We start from the raw sequence: 18080 nt of genomic DNA, 5'->3' as shown, positions 1-18080 counted from the left end.
CACCGACCGGGCACCATGGGTGGCGTGACTCTTGATTTCCAGCTGGTGCTGCTGCGTCGTATGGCCGATCACCAACCGGAGCTCGTGGACGAGGCCCGCAGGACGCTGGGGGTCTCGGTCGGCGAGATGCGGGAGGCCAACAAGCGCTGGCAGGCGATGGTGCGGTCGCCGCGGGCGCGGGGCGCGGCGGCGCGGTACCGGTCGGTGCTCGGGGAGCCCGAGAGCGTCGAGCCCCGCACGCTCGGGGACGTCGACTGCGAGGCCCGCCGGTGGGCGCTCCCGCTGTGGCCCGGCCTCCGGTTCGAGGTGCTGGTGGGTCCCGACGGCGCCGTGTGGAACGAGTGGCTCGTACGGGCACCCGGCGCCGCGGCCCCCGCCCTGCGCACCGTCGAGGACCTCGCCCCCTGGTCCTGCACCGTGGACGAGGTCGCCCGCGCCTTCCCCCCGGCCCGCCCCCTGGAGGGCACCGCCCCCACCCGCTGGGGCCTCGCCTTCACCGCGCCGGACCGGGACGGCGTCCCCCACGAGATGGTCGCCGAGTTCACCTGGGGCCTGCTCCAGCGCACCGGGGCCGCACGGCCCCGGGGGTCCTAAGCCGTCGCCTCGGCGAGGATCGCGGCGGCGGTCCGGGGCAGGGAGTCCGGGTGCAGGAAGAGGAAGAGGTTGGGTTCGACCAGTTCGAGTTCCATCAGGCGGGGTGCGCCGTCCGGGCCGTCGGCGAGGTCCACGCGGGCGTAGAGGAGGGGCGCGGTCGAGCCGGGCACGGCCGCCAACGCCTTTTCCGCCACGGCGAGTTCGGCGTCCGTCGGCTGCCAGGGGGTGAGGTCGGGGTGGGCGACCTTGGCGGCGTCGTACGGGGTGCCGGGGGAAAGGACGGCGCCCTTGCGGCTGGCGTGCAGCAGGCGGCCGCCGAAGAACTGGAGGGCGCGTTCACCGGTGACGTCGACGCCCTGGAGATAGGGCTGCACCATCGCGGTGAAGCCCTCGGCGTGCATCCGCGCGAGGTGCCGTACGGCCGTCTCGTGGTCGGCGGGCGTGTAGCGGGCGGCGAAGCGGGCGCCCGCGCCGGAGGTCGGCTTGATCACGTACTCGTGGTCCGCGGGCAGGACCGGGGCGCCGTCCTCACCCGGGGCGAGGTAGCTCGTCGGCACGGTGGGGACGCCGGCCGCGGCCAGCTCGCCCAGGTAGCGCTTGTCGAGGTTCCAGCGGATGACCTCGACGGGGTTCGCGATCCGGGTCGCCGCGGCCACCCGCTCCAGCCAGGCCGTGAACTCCGTCGCGCGCCAGCTGTAGTCCCAGGTGGAGCGGACGACCACCAGGTCGTACGACGGCCAGTCGATCCCGGGGTCGTCCCAGTAGGGGGCGTCCGCGTGCGCGCCGGCGTCGGTCAGCGCCCGCACCAGCACCGGCAGGTCCGCGTCCCTGCTCGGGGCGGTGCCGGGGTCGTAGGTGGCGAGGGCTATGCGGGGCACGGCGGGACTCCCTGTCGTACGACGTTCGAACACCCGCGAGGCTAACAAGCGGCCCGGAACCGGGACAGGGGGTTTGACCTTCACCTTTGGTGAAGCCCCAGCATCGGTGGTGGACGACGAGGGACGGGGGCGCGATGGAACTGCTGACGATCGGGGCGTTCGCCAGGGTGAGCCGGCTGTCGCCGAAGGCGCTGCGGCTGTACGACGAACTGGCGCTGCTGCGGCCCGCCCGGGTCGACCCGGAGACCGGCTACCGGTACTACACCGCCGGGCAGTTGGGGCGGGCACGGCTCGTGGCCTGGCTGCGGCGGCTCGGCATGCCGCTCGCCGAGATACGCGCCGTGTGCGCGCTGCGACCGGGCGAGGCCGCTCGGGAGATCGGCGCGTACTGGGCGCGCGTCGAGGCGCAGACGGCCGTGCGGCGGGATCTCGCGGCCTTCCTCGTCGACCAGCTGACCGGCACGGCCGACACATCGGAGAGGGACCCCATGACGACGCTGGAACTGCGGCACTGCGCGCACACCGACCGCGGGCTCGTCCGCCCCGCCAACCAGGACACCCTCTACGCGGGCCGCAGGCTGCTCGCCGTCGCCGACGGGTTCGGGCCCGCGGGTCTCGCGGCGAGCGGGGCGGCGGTGGAAGCGCTGCGGTACCTGGACGAGGCGGAGTCGCTGCCCGTGGACGGCGAGCTGGGAGAGCTGGGGGTGCTCGGGGCGCTGGAGGACGCGGTGCGCGCCGCGGGGACGGCGGTGGCGGATCTGGCGGGCGGCACGGGCGAGGACGGCAGCACGCTCACGGCGCTGCTGTGGACGGGGTCCCGGCTGGCGCTCGCCCACATCGGGGATTCGCGGGCGTATCTGCTGCGGGGCGGGGAGCTGTACCGGATCACGCAGGACCACCGGGTCTCGCCCCAGGATCTGCTGCTGTACAAGGCGCTGACCGGTGGCGCGGATCCCGTGCCGGACCTGCGCCTGCAGGAGCCGCTGCCGGGGGACCGGTACCTGTTGTGCTCCGACGGTCTCACGGAGGCCGTGCCCGATGCCCGGATCGGGGAACTGCTGGCGTCGGCGGCCGGGCCGGAGGAACTGGTCGATGCGGCGCTGGCGGCCGGGGCGCCGGACAACGTGACGTGTGTCGTCGCCGACGTGACCGCCGCCGCGGGCTGAGACCGCCGGGACGGCGCCGCCCCCGCGCCCACCTCGGGGGCGGCACTGTCGTCCCGGCATCGATCCTGGTGTAGGAAGGGGCTGAATGGTCGCGAGCGTGAAGGGGTGCGTGCGGTGTCCTCACTTTTTGCTGGGCTTGCCGGTGGGTCGCGGGAGCGGGTCGCGGTGGAGTTCGGTGAGCGGTCGTTGACGTACGGCGGGCTCGCGGACGCCGCCGGGGCGGTGGCGCGGCGGGTCCGCCGGGGCGAGCGCGTGGCCGTGTGGGCGACGCCCGAGCTGGAGACCGTGGTCGCCGTCGTCGGCGTCCTGCTCGCCGGTGCCGCCGCCGTGCCGCTCAACCCCAGGTCCGGGGAGAAGGAGCTGGCCCACATCGTCTCCGACAGCGCCCCCTCCCTCGTCCTCGCGGCCCCGGACACCCAACTGCCCGCAGCCCTGGGCGACTTGGCGCGCGCCGATGTCGACGCCGACGCCCGCGCGGACTTCCCGCACCCCGAACTCCCGGACGACGCCCCCGCCCTCGTCGTCTACACCTCCGGCACCACCGGCCCGCCCAAGGGCGCCGTCCTCCCCCGCCGGGCCCTCACCTCCACCCTCGACGCGCTCGCCGACGCCTGGCAGTGGACCGAGGCCGATGTGCTGGTGCACGGGCTGCCGCTCTTCCATGTGCACGGGCTCGTGCTCGGCGTTCTCGGCCCGTTGCGCCGCGGCGGCTCGGTGCGGCACCTGGGGCGCTTCTCCACGGAGGGCGTGGCCCGCGCCCTGTCCGACGGCGCGACCATGCTGTTCGGGGTGCCGACGATGTACCACCGCATCGCCGAGACCCTGCCCGGCGACCCCGGGCTGGCCAAGGCGCTCGCCGGGGCCCGGCTGCTGGTCTCCGGCTCGGCCGCGCTGCCGGTCCACGACCATGAGCGGATCGCGGCGGCCACCGGACGCCGGGTCGTCGAGCGGTACGGCATGACCGAGACCCTGATGAACACCAGCGTCCGCGCGGACGGCGAGGCCCGCGCGGGCACGGTCGGTGTGCCGTTGCCCGGCGTGGAGCTGCGGCTCGTGGAGGAGGACGGGAGCGAGATCGGCGCCCGCGACGGGGAGAGCGTCGGGGAGATCCAGGTCCGCGGGCCCAACCTGTTCACCGAGTACCTGAACCGGCCGGACGCCACCGCCGCCGCGTTCACCGCCGACGGCTGGTTCCGCACCGGCGACATGGCCGTGCGCGAGCCGGACGGCTATGTGCGGATCGTCGGGCGCAAGGCCACCGACCTCATCAAGAGCGGCGGTTACAAGATCGGCGCGGGCGAGATCGAGAACGCGCTCCTGGATCACCCCGGCGTCCGGGAGGCGGCGGTCACCGGGGAGCCGGACGCGGACCTGGGCGAGCGGATCGTCGCCTGGATCGTCCCGGCCGATCCGGAAAGCCCGCCGGACGTCGAGGAGCTGGCCGGTCATGTGGCCCGCCGGCTCGCCCCGCACAAGCGGCCCCGCGTCGTGCGCCACCTGGACGTCCTGCCCCGCAACGACATGGGGAAGATCATGAAGCGGGCCCTCACCGATACCGACGCCCATGCCCACGCCGATATCGACACCGGTACCGATGCCTGATCAGCGGCGCACCGCGCGCGAGGTGCTGGCCCTCGTCACGGACGGCGGCACCTTCGCCGAACTCCCGTCCCCGGCACGCGAGTCCGGGACCGACGGCCCACTCGCCTGGCAGGGGTACGACGCCTCGCGCGCCCGCGCCGCCGAACGCACCGGCGAGGCGGAGTCCGTCGTCTGCGGCACCGCCACCGTCGGGGGCACCCGCGCCGTGCTGATCGCCTTCGAGTTCGGCTTCCTCGGCGGCTCCCTGGGCGAGCGCACCGGGGACCGGCTGGAGGCGGCGTACGCGCACGCCCGTGAACACCGGCTGCCCGTCGTGCCGTTGATCGCGACCGGGGGCAGCCGGATGCAGGAGGGCATGGTCGCGCTGACCCAGCTCCAGCGGGTCGCCCGCCAGTCGGCGCTCACCCGGGCGGCGGGACTGCCCCAGATCGCCGTGCTGCGCGACCCCACCACGGGCGGCGGCTGGGCCACCCTGGGCGCGGGCGCCGACATCGTCCTCGCCCTCCCCGGCGCCCAGGTGGGCTTCGCCGGCTCCCGCGTCCGCCCGTCCGACGCCGACCCGGCCGCGTACACGGCCGAGGCCCAGGTCGCGGCGGGGGCGGCGGACGCGGTCGTACGACCGCAGGACGTGCGGGAGGTCCTGGGGGTGTGGCTGCGGCTGCTGTCCGGGACGGACGGCCAGGCCCCGGCGCCGACCCCGACCGCGACCGGCCCGGCGGGCCGGCCGCCGTCCGTCCCCGCGTCCACCCCCGCCGACCGGCCCCCGCCCGTCCCGGCCCCCGTCCCCGCGGCTCTCGCCCCGACCGGCCTCCCCGACACCGGCTGGTCCGCCGTGCAGCGCGCCCGCTCCCCCGAACGTCCGCGCGCCCACGCCTACTTGGACGCCTACTTCACCACCCGTGTCCCCCTCAGCGGCGACCGGTGCGGCGGTACCGACCCCGACGGCATCCTCTGCGGGTTCGGTGAACATCAGGGCCGTACGGTCGCGTTCGCCGCGCAGACCGGGGCCGGGACGCGGCCCGCCGGGTACCGTACGGCGGCGCGGCTGATCCGGCTGGCGGACCGGTTCGGGGTACCGGTGCTGACGCTGGTGGACACCCCGGGCGCCGCGAACGACGCCGAGGCCGAGCGACAGGGGGCCGGTGCGGCCATCGCCGAGGTGTTCGGGGCGGTGGCCGGGGCGCGGGTGCCGGTGACCACGCTGGTGATCGGCGAGGGCGGCTCCGGCGGCGCCCTCGCCCTGGCCGCGCCGGGCAACACCTGGGCCACGCCGGACAGTTACTTCTCGGTGATCGCCCCGGAGCTGGCGGCGGCCATCCTCAAGCGCCCGCGAGAGGAGATCGAGAGCACCGCCGACCAGCTCCGCATCCGCCCGCAGGACCTGCTGGAGCTGGGGATCATCCGGGGCATCGTGCGGAACTCCGTTCAGGACAGCGCCCCTTAGGGCTGTCTCACCCCCACCGCCCTGACGATCTCCTGCGCGACCGAGGCGCCCCTGTCGTCCCGGGCCGACGCCCGCAGCGAGACGGACGTCGCCCCGCCCGGCACCGCCAGCGTCCCGTGCCAGGACGCCCCGGCGCCGGTCAGCCGTACCTCCCGCCAGCTCGCGCCCTCGTCGTACGACACCTCCAGCCGGCCCCCGCCGAGCGTGCCCGTCCCGGTGGCGCCCGCCAGATAGCCCGCGCCCAGCGTCACCGGCAGCCGCCGCCCGCCGGGCACCGTGCCCGCGAGGTCGGTGTCCAGGCCGTAGGAGAGGTTGATCAGCGGCAGCGTCGTCGCGTGGTCGTCCGGTGTCCGGGCCGACCGGAACGTCCACTCGGTGTGCCCCCGGGCGGTGAGCGTCCAGTGGTCCGCGTCGAGGGCGGTGTCGGTCACCACCCGGAACGTGTGCGCGTCGTCCGGCGCGTCCCGGACGAACGCGGTCGGGCCGGACTCGCTGTCGGCGAGGGTGCCGTCCTGGTAGACGGAGGTGGTCTGGGTCATCCCGCTGTCGCCCCAGACATCGCCGAACCCGGTGTGGTCGGGGCCGGAATCGCCCCAGCCGGGCGTGTTCAGCTGGATCTGGTCCCCGGTGCGCTGCTCGCCCCAGCCGAGCCCGGTGCCGAGCCAGGGGTGCCACACCGGCTGGAACCAGTGGAGCCGGGGCCGGCTGCCGCCCCGGTAGCGGACCGGACCGCTGCGCTCCTCCAGGGTGCCCATGCCGATCGTGACGGACTCGGTCCACAGCTGGCCGGGGCCGGCGGAGACGTAGTCCGTGCGCCCGGCGGGCAGGTCGACGCTCTCCTGGAAGCCGATGCCGACGGGGAAGGCATCGGTGAGGGAGTAGCGGAACTCGCCGCCGGTCGTCGGCCGCGCCGCGTGGAACGACACGTGCAGGGCGGCGAGTCGGCCCGGTGCGGGCCGGTAGGTGAGGTCGTGGTCGGGGATCGCCCCGGTGTGGCCCTCGGACAGGTCGTACACGTAGGGAGAGTCGGGCGTGCCGGTCAGGTCGACCGTCGAGGACGCCCGCAGGCGGGCCGCGTCCGCTTGGTCCACCGTGGCGATCAGCAGCGGGCGGTCGGTGTTGTCGTCGTTGCCCCACCAGTCCATCAGCCGCCCCGGCGCGTCGTCCGTGACGAACAGCGCCCTGGCGCCCGCGTCCTGCGCGGCCCGGGCGAGCGCCGGCGGGTCCGCGCCGTCGGCGAGGCGGGCCAGCACCGCCTTGCCGGCGGCGGAGGCGGGCACGGGGCCGGCGCCGGCGTCCACCAGCGGGAGCCGCCGCCGTCCGGCGGTCAGGGTGCCGCCCGACTGGACCGTCGCCTCGCCGATCCCCCTGACCTCCAGCCGCGGCTTCGCCAGCCGCCACACCGTGCGGTACTCGAAGCCGCCCTTCGTGACCGGGGGCGTGGGCGCGGCGAAGACGCTGTCGTAGGCGAGGGGCACCTGGACCGCGCCGGACAGGTCGGCGCCGTTCTCGGCGCGGTCGTACTCCATCAGGAGCTGATGGGTCTCGGTGCGGCGCGGGACCGCCGCCTTGATCTCGCGCAACCTGGTGCCGTCGAGGGTGACTTCGCGGTCGTGGTCGAGGGCGATCTCGGGCGCGGCGAGGAAGCCGAGGCCGAGCGAGTCGGCGCCGTGGCTGCCGTGCACGTCGAGGAACGACGTGAGGGCGTAGGTGCCCGGTTTCAGGCGGAGTCCGAGCGTGCCGGAGCCGTCGACGTGGTCGGACTCGGGGTCCGCGTCCGGGGCGAGCCGCCGCACGGTGAGGTCGGCGGCCGCGGGGGCGCCCGCGCGGTCCTTCACATGGACCGTGAGGGTGTACCGCTCGTCCTCCTTGACCAGCCCGAACACGGTGTGCGCGCGCACCGCGCCGGTGTCGTCGGCGGCCACGATCTGGCCGCTGGTGGTGCCGACCGGCGCCTGGGCGCCGTCGCCGGTGACGGTGGTGGTGGCGGTGCCGTGCGCGGGGACGGTGAGGGAGGAGTCGGCGAGGGTGGCGACGCCGTCCGGGGCGCCCTGGGCCGCCAGGGTCAAGTGGACCGCCTGGTCACCGGAGTTGGTGTAGGTCAGGGTCCGGGTGACCGGCTTGTCCGCGGGGTAGGGCCAGCGGCAGAAGCCGAGGTCGGCGCTGCCGGTGGCGGTCACCGTGGCCCGTACGGCGTCGGGGACGCTCACCCGTCCGGCGCCCACCGTGTAGGCGGAGAAGCCGAGTTGTTCGGAGGTCGACATCAGGGCGTCCTTCAACTGGGCGCCGGTCCAGTCGGGATGCTCCTGCGCGAGCAGCGCGGCCACCCCGGCGACGTGCGGTGTCGCCATCGACGTACCGCTCATGGTCGTGTAGTAGCCGCTGCCGTCGGTGAGCTGGGAGCGGGCGGCGAGGATGCCGACGCCGGGGGCGGACAGGTCGGGCTTGAGGGCGTCGTCGCCCGCGCGGGGGCCCGCGCTGGTGAAGGAGGCGGGCCGGTCGGCGGGGTCGACCGCGCCGACGGTCAGGGCGGCGTCGGCGGCGCCGGGCGAGCTGATGGAGGAGGGCGCGCCGGTGTTCCCGGCGGCCACGACGAAGAGCGCGCCGGTCTCCCGGGAGAGGCTGTCGAGGGCCTGGGACATCGGGTCGGTGCCGTCGCCCGGGTCGCTGGAGCCGAGGCTCATGGAGACGATCCGGGCGCGCACGTCCCGGGCGGCCCACTCCATCCCGGCGATGATCTGCGACTCGCTGCCCGAGCCCGCGTCGCTGAGCACCTTGCCGACCGCGAGGGTGGCGTCCGGCGCCACGCCCTTCTCCTTGCCGCCGGAGGCGGCGCCGCTGCCGCCGACGGTGGAGGTGACATGGGTGCCGTGGCCGTCGCGGTCGGCGACCTCCTCGCCGTCGACGAAACTCGCGGTCCGGCCGATCCGGTCGACGAGGTCGGGGTGGGTCAGGTCGGCGCCGGAGTCGAGCACGGCGACGGTGACGCCCTTGCCGGTCAGCCCCGCGTCCCACGCGGCCCGCGTGCCGATCTGGGCGTTGCTCCCGGCCATGTCGGCCGTCACCCGTCCGTCCAGCCACACCCGGTCGACCCCGTCACCGCGGGTGAACGACCGCCAGAACGTACGCCCCTTGCCCGCCTCGACGGCCGCGCCGCGCAGGCTGGGCAGGCTCCGGGTGCGCGTGGTGCCGGCCGGGGCGGCGGCGGGGACGCGGGTGCCCTCGCCGTAACCGACGATCAGGGGCAGGGAGCCGGCCCGGGTGTCGGTGAGTCCCTGCCGGATCAGCGCGCTCACGTCGAACAGCCGCCGGTCCAGCTTCCCGGAGCGCAGGTAGGGCAGTGCCTCGTCCGGTACGACGGTGAGGTCGCCGTCGCTCGCCTGCGTGCGTACGGCTCCGGTGGCGCCGGGCGGGCGCTCGACGGTGACGGTCTTCCTGCCGTGTCCGAGGCCGGTGACGGTCACCTGGTCGCCGGTGACCAGGGTGACGGTCTTCGGGGCGGGCCCGGACCGCTCCCCCGGCGCGGCCTTCACCACCGGTGCCGCCCCCTGCGCGGCGACCGCCCCGGGGACCGGCACCGCGGCCAGCACGAGCCCCGCCGACAGCAGCGCCGCCCGGCGTCCGACTGCTCCTCTGGTCATCCACGCCCTCTTCCACGTGCTCTTCCCTGTCCGGGTCGCGCGCCCGGAACGGCCCACCCGAGCCTGTCGTGCACATGCCGTGCGGCTGGAGAAGAGTGTGCTGCGGGCGCCGGGAGCGCGCAGGGGGCCGCGCGTGGCGGGTTGTCACGGTGGCGGGTTCTCGCCATGCCGGGCCGGTTGACCCGCCGGGGCGTATTGAGTGGGACGTGCGAAGCGCCGTCCGTACCATGGGGGTTGCCCACAGCTCTGCGACGGGACAGGTCTTCTACGAGGGGGAGCGAGCGGCCGCATGGACCAGCTGGTGGAGTTCAGGACCGAGGACGGCGCGCTCGTCGTGGTGGAGGGGGCCGGTGTCACCCCCCGGCCCGGCACCCGGCTGGTCTCGCGCGGCGACGAGGTGGTGCGGGCGGCGGCCACCTTCGAGGGCGCGCTGGACGGCGTGCGGGCGGCGGCGGAGGCCGCGCTGCGGGTCTTCCGGGACGGCGCCCTGCGGCCCGACGCGGTGGAGATCGAGTTCGGGGTGAAGATGTCCGCCGAGGCCGGCGCGATCATCGCCAAGGGTTCCGCGGAGGGCCAGCTGGTCGTCAAGCTCCACTGGAAGCCGGGGAGTTCGGCGGGCGACGCGCTGCCCGCCGTACCGGGTCAGGCCGCCGCCGGGCCGGAGTCCGCCGAGCGCCCATGAACAGTGCCGCCTGGCATGCCCGGATCCACTGCGGCCAGGAGGTGGGCGCGGGATTCCTGATCACCGACCGCCGGGTGCTCACCTGCGCGCATGTCGTGCGCGCCGGCGGTCCGGACGCGGTGACCGTGGTCTTCCCGCACGCCAGGGAGCTGGGCGAGGTGTCCGCGTCGGTCGTCGCGCACGGCGGCTGGGCGGGCGGCCTCACCGACCCCGGCGACGTGGCCGTGCTCGAACTCGACCGGGCGGTGCGTCTCGCACCGGCCGGCTTCGCGCCGCCGGAGGCCGCCTACGCCGAGCCGCACCCCCGGCTGCTCGCCTACGGCTTCCCGGCGGGCTACGACGAAGGCACGCTCGCCGAATACCGGGCGCTTTCGGGGCAGTTGATCGCGGGCGAGTGGCTGGAGCTGGTGGCCTGGCAGGGGCACGGGCAGCCGATCGAGGCCGGGTTCAGCGGGGCGGCGGCGACCCTGCCGGACGGCCGGGTGGTCGGCATGGTCACCTCCGCCTCACAGGCGCCGGACGTGCGCAAGGGCCGGATGCTGCCGCTGGACGTACTGGCCCGGCACTGGCCGGAGTTGGGCGAGCTGGTGCCCACCCCGGGCCATCGCGCCGACGTCCTGCGGGAGTTGTACGCGCTGCTGCGGAGCGCCCCCGGCGCCCGGGAGTGCGATCCCGACCGGCTGTATGTGGACGCGGTGGGCGCCTTCGGGCCGCCGCTGCCCGAGGGCGGGTTCCCGACGCTCGGGGCGGCCGCCGCGTACGTGCAGTGGGAGGTGCCGGACCCGGCGGCGGTGGGCCGGTTCACGGGGCGGCTGCGGGAGCTGGTGGGCGCGGGACCGGCGGCCGCGCCCACCCCGCGGCTCACGGACGCCCCACAGCTCACGGACGCTCAGCGGCTCACGGACGCCCCGCGGCCCACCGAGGCCGCACAGGTCACGCGGGGCCCGGATGTCGCGCAGGCCGTGCAGGTCACGCGGGTGTCCCCGTCCTGGGCGCCGGTCGTCGTGGAGATCGACCACAGCGGCGCCGGCCCCGACCAGGTGACCGTGGAGGTGTCGGCGTATCGCGACGGGCAGCGCCGCCCGGTGGGCACCCGGCGGCTGCCCCGCTCGGGCGTACGGTCGTACGTCCAGCACCGCATCGACGAGGCCGTCGCCCATCTCGACCCGGACGCCGAGGAACTGGTGACCTTCGTGCTGCCGCGCGAGTGGCTCAACGAGGCGGTGGCGCACTGGGAGTGCGGCGCGGACGACAGCACCCCGCTGGGCTGCGCCTACCCCCTGGTGGTGACCGACCGCGCCCGGCATAGCAGCAACCGGCTGCGCCATCAGCTGCGCAAGAAGTGGCAGAAACTGGACGCCGGGCGCCCGGTGCCGGTGCACCGGGTGGAGTGCGGCAGCCAGGAGCGACCGCCGAGCCTGCGCAAGCGGCTGTGGGACGGCGAGGCGGGGCTCGCCGGGTTCGCGGTCCCGCCCACGGCGGCTCGGGCGCACTTCGAGATCGGCCTCACCGTCCCGGTCCCGGTCCTGCTGTGGTCCCGTACGGGCTGCCCCGCCGGGGAACACGGCGCGGCCCGGTGGGCGGGGGCGACGGGACACGGCACGGGCGGGTACGAGGACCCACGCCGGGCGTGGAGCGGCCCCCGGGACACGGCCGCCGCCACCGCGATCGCCGCCCCGCCCCGCGCCGAGGCCGCCGGCTGCCCCGGGACCGTCTTCCTGGACCAGCTCGCCGCCGCCGTCGCCGAGGTGCCGCCCGCCGAACTCCCGCGCCACATCCTCTCGTTACGGCTGACCGCGGACGCCGCCGACGAACCCGACCGGCACTGGGCCCGGGACCTCCAGCTGCTCTGGGACGACCCCCGCTGCTTCCCCGAGCCCGCCGCCAGCCTGCGCTCCCCCGTCGACTGACCGCCCGCACCCCCACCACGGAGAAGAAGAAGCCATGCCCCTGTGGCCCGTCTACACCGGTACGAACGCGCCGCACGACGGCATCGAGCGGCTCCCCCCGCCGCCGCCCTGGCGCGCCTTCGACGGCGGCCCCGTACTGGATCCGCCGGACGCGGATGCCGACCGCTCGGCCGTCTCCCCCGACCGGGTGCACCGCGCCGAGACGTACCGGGCCACCGAGGACACGGTGCAACTGGTCAACGCCGCCCTGTATCTGCGCCGCCCGCTGCTGGTCACCGGCCCGCCCGGCACCGGCAAGTCCTCCCTGGTCTACGCCGTCGCGCGGGAGCTGCGGCTCGGCCCGGTGCTGCGCTGGAACATCACCAGCCGCAGCACGCTCCACGACGGGCTCTACAGCTACGACCCGCTGTCGCGCCTGTACGCGGCCCGGCAGCAGGCCGCGCATCAGGAGGCGGGACCCGGGGCGCCGGACGAGGGGGCCGGCGTGCCGGACGAGACGGGCATCGAACACCATCTGCGCCTCGGCCCGCTCGGCACCGCCCTGCTGCCCTACGCCCGCCCCCGCGCGCTGCTCATCGACGAGATCGACAAGAGCGACCTCGACCTGCCCAACGATCTGCTGAACGTGCTGGAGGAGGGCCAGTACCAGATCCCCGAGCTGGTGCGCGCCGCCCGGCTCGCCCCGGACGGCACCGCCCGGGTCCCGGCCGACGGCACCGGCGAACCGGTCCCGGTGGCGGGCGGCCAGGTGCGCTGCCGCGCCTTCCCGTTCGTCGTCCTCACCAGCAACGGCGAGCGCGAGTTCCCGCCCGCCTTCCTGCGCCGCTGCGTCACCCTGCGCCTGCGCCGCCCGGACGACCGGCACCTCGCCGACATCGTCCGCGCCCATCTGGGCGAACCCGACGCCTACGCGCAGGAGTTGATCGGCCGCTTCCTGGACCGCACCAGCGCCGGCGACCTGGCCACCGACCAGCTTCTGAACGCGATCTACCTGGCCCGCACCAGCAACCTGGACACCGGCTCCCTGGACCAGCTGGCCGAGCGGCTGATGCCCCATTTGGGACAGAGCGCGCAGACCGATGTCTTCTGACATCCCGGACTCACCGGACGCCGTCGGCCGCCCGGACACCGCGCCGGGCCGCCCGGCCGCCCCGGACGCCCTGGCCCGCCTCGCCGCCGTACTGGCCGAGGCGGGCCAGGGCGCGCCCCCGACCCCGCGCGAACTGGCCGAACTGCTGTGGCTGGCAGGGCACATGGGCGCCGAGGGCACGGCGGTCACCGGAGCGACCGGGGAGACCGGGGGGACCAGGGAGAGCGCCGGGGACGACAGGGGCCCCGAGAACCCCGAGGACGCCGAGGGCCCGGGTGACGGCAGGGCCGCGGCGCCGGGGTCCCCGCCCGGCCCCGCCCAGCACCCCCGGCCGCCCGAGGCGGAGACCCACCGGCCGCGCCCCGGCGCCCCCGCCCGGGTCCCGCTGCGCCTCCCCTCCCCCGCGCCGTCCCCGGACCACGCGCCCCACAGCACCCTGCTGGCCCCCGCGCCCCCGATGCTGCGCCACCCGCTCGCCCTCCAGCGCGCGCTGCGCCCGCTGCGGCGCCGGGTCGACGCGCCCGTGGGCCGGGAGCTGGACGAGCGCGCGACCGCCGACCGCATCGCCCGCCTCGGCGCCGGCCCCGACCGCTGGCTCCCGGTGCTGCGGCCCGCCCGGGAACGCTGGCTGAGCCTGAACCTGGTGTACGACGCCGGTCCCACGATGCCGGTCTGGCGGCCCCTGATCCATGAACTGCACACCGCGCTGGCCCAGTCGGGCGCCTTCCGCACGGTCACCCTGCACCGCGCCGACGCCGACGGCACGGTACGCGGCCCCGACGGGCGGCTCCCCGCCGACGGCCGGACCGTCACCCTGCTGATCAGCGACTGCATGGGCCCGCAGTGGCGCGAGGGCCCGGCCGGCACCCGGTGGTACGCCACCCTGCACCGCTGGGCACGCCGGATGCCGCTGGCCGTCGTCCAGCCGCTGCCCGAACACCTCTGGCGGGAATCGGCGTTGCCCGCCTGTCCCGGCCGCCTCGCGGCCCCGCATCCCGCGGCAGCCTCGGCCGCGCTGACCTTCACTCCGTACGACACCCCGGAGCCGTACGACACCCCGGAGCCGGACGCCGGGGCGGGCGCGGTGGTCCTGCCGGTGCTGGAGCCCGAGCCGCGCTGGCTGGCGAACTGGGCCGGGCTGGTCAGCGCGCCCGGCGGCACCCGGTTCCCCGCCGCCGCGGCCCGGCTGACGCGTCCGCTGCCGGTCGACGCGGAGGACCGTACGGACGTCGGCCGGCTGTCCGCCGAGGAGTTGGTGCTGCGGTTCCGGGCGACGGCGTCCCCGGAGGCGTTCCGGCTGGCCGGGCATCTCGCGCTGGGGCGGCCGGATCTGCCGGTGATGCGGCTGGTGCAGGCCGCGGTGGAGCCGGACCCGAGGCCCCGGCACCTGGCCGAGGTGGTGCTCAGCGGCATGCTCACCGCGCTGCCGGGGGCACCGGCCGGGTCGTACGCGTTCCGGGAGGGCGTACGGGAACTGCTGCTGCTCGGCCTGCCCCGCACCGAACGCAACCGCACGGTCGAACTCCTGGACCGGATGGGTGAGTTCATCGACGAGCTGGCGGGCCGGGCGCCGGGCGGGTTCCGGGCGGTGGTGCCGTCCCCGGGGGGCGCGCCGACGCCGGTGGAGCGGCAGCCGGTCGCCATGCTCAGCGAGGAGAGCGTGCGCAGGCTGGCACCGGCCGGCGGCGGGGGACTGCTCGCGGGGCGGTACCGGCTGCTGCGGAAGTCGGCGGCGGGGCACGGCGGTTGGGTCGCCGAGGACGCGTGGAACGGGGACGCGCGGGTCGTCGTGTGCCGGTATGCGCCGGGCGAGTACCAGGAACCCTTCGGCCCGCTCTGCCAGGACCTCGCGGAGCTGCGGCACCCGGGGATCGCGCGGGTTCTCGACCATGGCTTCGCCGAGGGAAAGCCTTATCTGGTACGGGAGTTCGTGGCGGGCAGCACCCTGCACGAGCGTCTGGCCGAGGGTCCGGGCGGGCTGTCCCCCGACGAGGTGCGCGAACTGCGGCCGAGGCTGCGCGAGGCGGTCCTCGCCCTGCACGCGGCGCAGGGACCGCGCGGCGAGCTGACCGCCCGGTCCGTGGTCCTCTCCCCGAACGGGCCGGTCCTGACCTGCCTGGACGCCGCGCCGGCCGTGCCCGGCAGCCGCGCCGAGGCCCTGCGGACGGTCACCGAGCTCCTCGCCGGACTCGCCCCCGGCCCCCTGAGCACCCACCCGGACACCACCCGGGTCCTCTTCACCACCGACGATCTCACCGGCCGCCCCGAGACCCGGATCTCCCTCGAAGCCGCCGTGCACGAGATCCTCACCCGCTCGCTGCCCCCGGGCCGGTTCCAGGTGCGGGTCCGCCCGGACGGCTACCGGGTGGACGTCGAGCCCGGCACCTATCTGCTGCCGGTCCTGGTCGCCGTGCTGCGGGAACTCCCGCCCGCCCTGGCCCGGTTCGCCGAGCGCACCCGGCTGCGGGTGGCGTTCGGGCAGCGTCCGGTACGGCTGCCGGAGGCCGCCACCGGCATCGACGTCCTCGTCCCCCCGCGCTCCACGACGAGTTCGCCGCCAGCTCCGCCGCCCGGGGCGCCCCGCCGTTCGAGCCGCTGTACGCCGACGACGTCCCGGCCGCGCCGCCGCTGGCCTGGTACTGCCCGCTCACCGCCGGGCACCCCCGACGCGACCTGGTCCAGGGCCCGTTCCTCACCCAGGACCTGCGCGAGCTGGGCGTGCCCACCCCGGGCCGCGCCGCCGTCGTGCACACCCGCGCCGACGGCCCGCTGACCGTGCTCGACCCGATCCGGCCGTACGGCGGACGGGCGCCGCGCGCGGAGACGTACTACACCGTGGACCTCACCGTGCAGCAGGCGCGGCACAGACTGTCCCTGCCCAGCTCCGGGAAGGCCGAGTTCACCGCCTCGGCGGAGCTGACCTGGCGGGTCGAGGACCCGGTCGCCTTCGTGCGGTCCGGCGCCACCGGGATCTCCGCCCTGTTGCGGGAGCGCCTGCGGGCGGCCGCGGCGCGGATCACCGGCCGGCATCCGGCACGCCGGCCGGGCGCGGCCGAGCGGGCGGTGAACGACGGGGTGCGCGACTGGCCGGTGCCGGGGCTCGCGGTGACGTACACCGTGCGGCTGGGGGCGCGGAGCGAGCCCGAGCCCGCCCCGGCCCCGCGATCGCCGGTGACCGCGCGGCACCGGGCGGTGGCCGCGCTCACCGGCGCCGCACATGTGCTGATCGGCTTCGACGGCCCCCTCACCCGGCTGTTCGCGGCGCATCGCGCGCGGACGGCCGTCCTCACCCTGCTGGAGGTCGTGGCCGAGAACCGCGACCCCGAGAGCGCCCTGGCGGGACTGCCGTTGTCGGTGTCCCCGTGGTCCGCGGCCAGGAGTCCGTTCCCGCACCCGCTGGATCTGCTGCGCGCGTTCGCGCGGGATCCGCTCGGGCCGTCACTGCGGGACCGGCTGGAGGAGCTGGAGCTGGCCGCCGTACCGGACGCGCCCATGACGCACCGTTCGCTCGCGCTGGTGCGGGCGCTGCACACGTCGGGTCGGCGGGTGAGCGTGGTGTCGGACGTGAGTTCCCGGGCGGTGCAGCACGGTGTGCAGTCGTACCGGCTGCCGCTCGCGGGGGTGCACGGGCGGCGCGCGGATCTCGGCCTGCTGACGCCGAACCCGCACTGTCTGCTGCGGGCCCTGGAGCATCTCGGCGCTCCGGCCCGCACCGGGGTCCTGCTCGGTTCCTCGGTGGCCGAGCTGACGGCGGCTCAACGGCTCAATCTGCCCTTCATCGGGTTCGCGCCGTCCGCCGACGCACGCCAACTGCTCCAGGACGCCGGGGCGGAGGCCGTGGTCGGCACGCTCGAACCGCTGCTGGAGGCCGTCCGCGCCGGTTGACCCGGCGACACTCCGGGAGCCCGGGCGATTACCCCCGTTCGGCGGCGCCCCGCCCGGCCCCCCAGAAAAGGCGGCCCGGGCCGCGTGCCGCGCAGGATACGAAGAGCAGGAAGAGCCGAAATCCCGCGCCCGGAAGGAGCTGCCGTGTCCGTCAGCCTGGAGCAGTTGCGCCGCTGTCACTTCGCCGTCGACCTGGGCGCGGCCCGTACCCGGGTGTATGTGAAGGGCGCGGGGCTCGTCGTGGACCAGCCCTCGGTGGCGGCCGTGAACGTCCGGTCAGGCTCGCTGATCGCGGTGGGCGACTTCGCGGAGCAGATGACCGGCCGCACCCCCGACTACATCAGGGTCGTACGGCCCATCTCCGGCGGCACGGTGGTCGACATCGACATGGCCCAGCGGATGCTGCGGCATCTGATGGGCGACAAGATGCGCCGGGCGCTGCGCCGCAAGGCCCGGCTGCGCGCGGCCGCCTGCACCCCGCACGACGCCGATCCGCTGGCCCAGCGGGCGACGATCGAGACGCTGCTCGGGCTCGGCGCCCGCCGGGTGGAGCTGGTGGACACGCTGATCGCGGCGGCGGTGGGCTGCGGGCTGCCGGTGGAGCGGCCCGAGGCCACCATGATCATGGTGTGCGGGGCGGCGGCCACGCAGGTCGCGGTGCTGTCGCTGGGCTCGATCGTCACGGCCGAGCGGATTCCGGTGGGCGGGGAGGCCGTGGACACCGCGGTCGTGCAGTACCTGCGGCACCAGCATGAGCTGCTGCTGCCCAGCCAGTCGGTACGGCCGCTGCAACTGGCCCTGTCCGGCAACGGGCTCACCCCGCAGGGTCCGCCCCAGACGGAGATCAACGGCCGGGACGTGGTCACCGGGCTGCCGCGCACCGTACGGGTGGACACCTCGGCGGTGCGGGGGGCGGTGCAGACCCCGCTGACGGCCGTCCTGGACGGCATCGGCAAGGTGCTGCGGGAGTGCCCGCCGGACCTGGTGGCCGATCTCGCCGACCGGGGGATCATCATGGTCGGCGGTTCGGCGCTGCTGCCCGGCTTCGACCAGATGGTGCGCGAGGCCACCGGGATGCCGGTGTTCATCGCCGAGCGCCCGGACGTGTGCGCGGCCCGGGGGCTCGGCGAGATGCTGGAGGGCCGGATCGAGCCGCTGGTCCTGGACCCGCTGGCGGCGTGAACTCCC

At 75.9% G+C, this 18080-nt stretch carries 12 protein-coding genes; 10 read left to right on the top strand and 2 right to left on the bottom strand.

The window, feature by feature from the left end; translation table 11 throughout:
- Window positions 1–15 precede the first annotated feature (15 nt).
- The gene (locus tag GHR20_RS24740) at window positions 16–594 is read left to right on the top strand and encodes a hypothetical protein (RefSeq protein WP_153816119.1); all 579 of its coding nucleotides are present in this window, start codon (window positions 16–18) and stop codon (window positions 592–594) included.
- Here the strand turns inward: GHR20_RS24740 and GHR20_RS24735 are convergent.
- Window positions 591–1472, bottom strand: a complete 882-nt coding sequence (locus GHR20_RS24735) for a hypothetical protein (RefSeq protein ID WP_153814411.1) — start codon at window positions 1470–1472, stop codon at window positions 591–593. The genes GHR20_RS24740 and GHR20_RS24735 overlap by 4 nt on opposite strands.
- 134 nt (window positions 1473–1606) lie before the next feature.
- Here GHR20_RS24735 and GHR20_RS24730 point away from each other — a divergent pair, with 134 nt between their 5' ends.
- The 3 genes from GHR20_RS24730 (at window position 1607) to GHR20_RS24720 (ending at window position 5684) form a co-directional block, all read left to right on the top strand.
- A complete protein-coding gene (locus tag GHR20_RS24730) occupies window positions 1607–2638 on the top strand; it encodes a MerR family transcriptional regulator (RefSeq protein ID WP_153814410.1) in 1032 nt (343 codons plus the stop codon).
- Window positions 2639–2752: 114 nt separating this feature from the next.
- The gene (locus tag GHR20_RS24725; protein WP_153814409.1) at window positions 2753–4240 is read left to right on the top strand and encodes an acyl-CoA synthetase; all 1488 of its coding nucleotides are present in this window, start codon (window positions 2753–2755) and stop codon (window positions 4238–4240) included.
- Window positions 4233–5684, top strand: a complete 1452-nt coding sequence (locus GHR20_RS24720; protein ID WP_194858979.1) for a carboxyl transferase domain-containing protein — start codon at window positions 4233–4235, stop codon at window positions 5682–5684. Before GHR20_RS24725 ends, GHR20_RS24720 begins: the two co-directional genes overlap by 8 nt.
- On the opposite strand, the gene GHR20_RS24715 is transcribed toward GHR20_RS24720, so the two are convergent.
- Window positions 5681–9325 carry a S8 family serine peptidase gene (locus tag GHR20_RS24715; protein ID WP_153814408.1) on the bottom strand — a complete coding sequence of 1215 codons (3645 nt, stop codon included), beginning with the start codon at window positions 9323–9325 and terminating at the stop codon, window positions 5681–5683. The two genes, GHR20_RS24720 and GHR20_RS24715, sit on opposite strands and share 4 nt — an antisense overlap.
- A gap of 289 nt (window positions 9326–9614) precedes the next feature.
- Between GHR20_RS24715 and GHR20_RS37700 the strand changes: the two genes are divergently transcribed.
- From GHR20_RS37700 to GHR20_RS24695, 6 genes are all read left to right on the top strand, one after another.
- A complete protein-coding gene (locus tag GHR20_RS37700; protein WP_237520706.1) occupies window positions 9615–10007 on the top strand; it encodes a CU044_2847 family protein in 393 nt (130 codons plus the stop codon).
- Window positions 10004–11917: a trypsin-like peptidase domain-containing protein gene (locus GHR20_RS24710; protein ID WP_243878124.1), complete on the top strand. Its 1914-nt coding sequence runs from the start codon at window positions 10004–10006 to the stop codon at window positions 11915–11917. The genes GHR20_RS37700 and GHR20_RS24710 overlap by 4 nt, the downstream gene beginning before the upstream one ends.
- 34 nt (window positions 11918–11951) lie before the next feature.
- Window positions 11952–13007 (top strand): MoxR family ATPase, encoded by a 1056-nt coding sequence (locus tag GHR20_RS24705; RefSeq protein ID WP_153814406.1) that lies wholly within the window; start codon window positions 11952–11954, stop codon window positions 13005–13007.
- Window positions 12997–15780, top strand: coding sequence for an SAV_2336 N-terminal domain-related protein (locus tag GHR20_RS24700; RefSeq protein WP_243878123.1), 2784 nt, complete (start codon window positions 12997–12999; stop codon window positions 15778–15780). Before GHR20_RS24705 ends, GHR20_RS24700 begins: the two co-directional genes overlap by 11 nt.
- Window positions 15726–16892, top strand: a complete 1167-nt coding sequence (locus GHR20_RS37695) for a hypothetical protein (protein ID WP_243878122.1) — start codon at window positions 15726–15728, stop codon at window positions 16890–16892. The genes GHR20_RS24700 and GHR20_RS37695 overlap by 55 nt, the downstream gene beginning before the upstream one ends.
- Window positions 16893–17036: 144 nt before the next feature.
- Window positions 17037–18074, top strand: a complete 1038-nt coding sequence (locus tag GHR20_RS24695; RefSeq protein ID WP_111582130.1) for a rod shape-determining protein — start codon at window positions 17037–17039, stop codon at window positions 18072–18074.
- The last annotated feature ends 6 nt before the right edge of the window (window positions 18075–18080 follow it).

Origin of the sequence: Streptomyces sp. SUK 48, assembly GCF_009650765.1 — a bacterium.
Classification (GTDB): domain Bacteria; phylum Actinomycetota; class Actinomycetes; order Streptomycetales; family Streptomycetaceae; genus Streptomyces.
Note: the sequence above shows the minus strand (reverse complement) of the source record. Positions and strands in the feature narration are given on the sequence as shown.